3 protein-coding genes and 1 pseudogene are annotated in these 3,407 nt (G+C 36.8%); 2 read left to right on the forward strand and 2 right to left on the reverse strand.

The annotated features are described in order from the left end of the window. Positions 1-354 precede the first annotated feature (354 nt). A complete protein-coding gene (locus tag DM84_RS06240; RefSeq protein ID WP_410543778.1) occupies positions 355-480 on the forward strand; it encodes a GIY-YIG nuclease family protein in 126 nt (41 codons plus the stop codon). Between the two features lies 1 nt (position 481). Continuing rightward, entirely contained in the window at positions 482-637 is a 156-nt protein-coding gene (locus tag DM84_RS06245) for a GIY-YIG nuclease family protein (protein ID WP_410543779.1), read from the forward strand. Positions 638-760: 123 nt separating this feature from the next. On the opposite strand, the gene recG is transcribed toward DM84_RS06245, so the two are convergent. Further along, entirely contained in the window at positions 761-2,809 is a 2,049-nt protein-coding gene (recG, locus tag DM84_RS05430) for an ATP-dependent DNA helicase RecG (protein WP_349305108.1), read from the reverse strand. Positions 2,810-3,143: 334 nt separating this feature from the next. Continuing rightward, positions 3,144-3,407 (reverse strand): annotated as a pseudogene (locus DM84_RS05435) (Rpn family recombination-promoting nuclease/putative transposase); the annotation flags it as partial.

Genomic DNA, 3,407 nt, shown 5'->3' on the forward strand with positions numbered 1-3,407 from the left:
AAAACGCCAATATCATAAGATAGATAGTGAATAACTAGCTACTCGGGGTTTCTTTTGCTTTTTTTCTGCTTAGTGAGTTTCTTAAACGTTTATGGCTAAGGTTAAGTTGCATTAAAAAGCAGCCAAGTCGCACTTATTAAACGTTTAGGATAAAAAAACGCCAACATTTCGACACAAAAGTAAATAACTAGCCACCACGGGGCTTCTTTTGCTTTTTTTTCTCGTTTGGTAAATTTCTTAATATTTACGGCTAAAGCAGTTTAAGAGATGTCGTCCAGCATCCCTTTTCCCAGCGTCCCTCCTCCCGTCATCCCAGTGCTTGACACTGGGATATAGTAAATTTATTTACTATATGTGAAAAGCTATTATATTTATATACTTGCAAGTAAATACAACAAAGCTCTATATATAGGCGTCACGTCAAATTTAGTTAAACGGGTTTGGGAACAAGGTCATTCCTGGCTTTACATCGAAATATAATGTGCAAAAATTAGTTTACTTCGAGGAATTTCAAGACGTAAACTCGGCTTTTAATAGGGAAAAACTACTAAAAAGCTGGAAAAGAAAATGGAAAATTGATTTGATTGTGAAAAGAAATCCATGTTGGGCTGATTTATATGAGGAAATCATAAAATAAAACTAGATCCCAGTATCAAGTACTGGGATGATGGAGGAGAGGTACTTGGATGACAAGAAAAGGGGCGCCGGAATAATATAAAGAGAGTGAATTACTGATTTTTCATATGGCTGTGTGAGAAGTTCACTGAAATTTTGAAAAGTGTAATCTACTTCTATATTCGAATATATCAAGTAGTAGTTCAAAAGATTTATTCTCAGCAATTGCACCTTTCGCATTATTGTATGCAAGGTTGAGCAGCTCTCTATCCTTATATAAGTCAGCAAATTCAAACTCCATGCATCCCGATTGTTTTGTACCTAATATATCTCCACTACCTCTTAGCATCATATCTTTTTCAGCAATGTGAAATCCATCTTGTGACTCACACATGATCTTTAACTTTGAGGATGAGCTTTTGCTTAGATTATCGTATAGTAATACGCAAAAAGATGGCTTGCCTCCTCGTCCTACTCTGCCTCTCAACTGATGTAATTGCGATAACCCAAATTGCTCTGCATTTTCTATAATCATAATGGTTGCATCTGGTACATCTATACCAACTTCTATCACAGTTGTTGCAACTAGGAGGGAAAATTCATTTCTTTTGAAAGAAAACATAGCTTGATCTTTCTGATCTTGAGTTAGTTTTCCGTGTATTATTCCAACTTTATCAAAAAATGCTTTTTGCAATTCCTGAAAACGCATCTCTGCTGCAGCAACATTTAGTTCTTCGTTTTCTTCTATATATGGGCAAATCCAATACGCTTTTTCACCCCTGTTTATAGCGCCCTTCAGTTTTTCAATAATATCTGGTACTTTTTTAATGTTCATAATGACAGTTTTTATTGGCAACCTAGATTTTGGTTTTTCTCTTAAAACGGAGCACTCAACATCGCCATACATGGCTTGCTGCAAAGTCCTTGGGATAGGAGTAGCAGTAACGAAAAGTATGTCGGTATTTTCTCCCTTTCCTACTAAACGATTTCTCTGCATCACCCCAAATCGCTGTTGTTCGTCTATGACTGCAAGCCCTAAATTTTTAAATGTAACGTTAGCTTGAAACAGTGCATGAGTGCCAATCACTATATTTAAAATACCACTTGCGAGTTCGTTCATGATAGTCTTTCTTTCTTTGCGCGTAGTTTTACCAGTAAGCAGAGCAACTTTTATATCGGTGCAAGATAAAGCCTCTTCGATCCAATTATAATGCTGCTCTGCCAAGATAGTAGTTGGTGCCATTAGAGCTGCTTGCATGTTGTTTTCCACAACACTCAGCATCGCAAAAAGTGCAACCACGGTCTTGCCACTACCGACATCACCTTGCAGCAAGCTTACCATGCGGTATTTGGATTTTTGTCTCTCTGAAATTTCATTTATTGCACGAATTTGATCGTTCGTTAATTGGAACGACAATCCATTTAAAACTTGCTCTTTATATTTATTAGATATTGTAAATTCTTTTCTCCCTTTTCTTACGTGATTTTTTCTTGCAAGTTTTAGCGCTAGTTGATATGCAAATAATTCATCATAGGCAAGCCTTTTCCGACAAACTTCCGCTTCTGCCAATGACCTTGGTCTGTGCAGCTTTATAATGCTTTCTCTCCAACTCAGCCATTTTTTTTGCTCGATTAATGTACCATCTATCCACTCTGGTAAATCAGGCAACCCTTTTAGATTGGAATTTATTATGTTTTTAATGCTCTTGTTAGTAATGCCACGGCATAATTGGTAAACCGGCTCTATGCGAGCTATCTCTTCAAATTGGTCGATGTTAAGCGATACGTAATCTGGGTGAGTAATTTGCCAATATCCAGCAAATTTATCAAGTTTACCACTGATGATTGCATGGGCTCCAATTGGAAATGATTTATATAAATATTTAACTGAGTAATTAAAAAAGACTATGAATATATACTGACTTTCGCCTTCAACGACTATTTTATATGGCCTACCCCTAAAAGTTGGTGGCTGATGTTCATGAACTTTTGCCATGAAAGTTGTGAGTTCTCCAACTTGAGCATTAAGTAGCGATTTACTCCTATCCACATAACTGTGTGGCCTGTAAAACAACAGGTCCATTACTCTATCTCCGCCACAAAGTTTAGGCAATATTGTGGAATGAAACTTAGGTATATTCTCCAGCTTGCCATTTAGAAATGCCAGCACATCTGGTTGCTCGTTGAGACTCATACATGTGTAAAATTGTTTATCCATAATAGGACTTTCTTAAAATTCTGTCACCTCATGGTTACACTCTACATCATACCGCCGTCCTGCAACTGTATGAACATTGCAATTAGCAAGTAATTTGCGGGTATCATCCAAATAGCTGACACTGGAATTCATAATACTACTTTAGTAATAAGCATTTAAGAAATTTACCCAAAAGCAAAAGAAGCCCCGTTAGCGGCTAATTATTTATATATACTTCAAAATATCAGTGTCTGCTCGGCTAAACGACTTGAAATTAATTCGTGACTTCCTCTTTGAGTTGCGCAATTTCAGCTCTAGGAAGACCAGTAGTTTAAGCTATGATATCAATAGAAACTCTTGCTTTAAGTAGGTTTTTAGCAACTTCAATTTCCCTTTCTTTTCTGCCTTTTTCATGGCCGATTTGGATTCCTTCTTCTCTACCTTTTTTTCTACCTTCCTCTTTACCAATTTTGATGCCTTTTTCAGTGGCATAATCAAGTTTTTGAGCGAGGACAGCTTTCTCATCACGAATACGCTTGCTCTCTTGTTCATATGCTATGAACTCCTTTTCTGACCAGTTGAATCTATTTAGCTC

The organism is Wolbachia pipientis, assembly GCF_023661085.1.
GTDB lineage: Bacteria > Pseudomonadota > Alphaproteobacteria > Rickettsiales > Anaplasmataceae > Wolbachia.

Bases quoted from the DNA above. Each gene is read 5' to 3' on its own strand.
- recG (WP_349305108.1), bottom strand. From the start codon at position 2,809: ATGAGTCTCAACGAGCAACCAGATGTGCTGGCATTTCTAAATGGCAAG.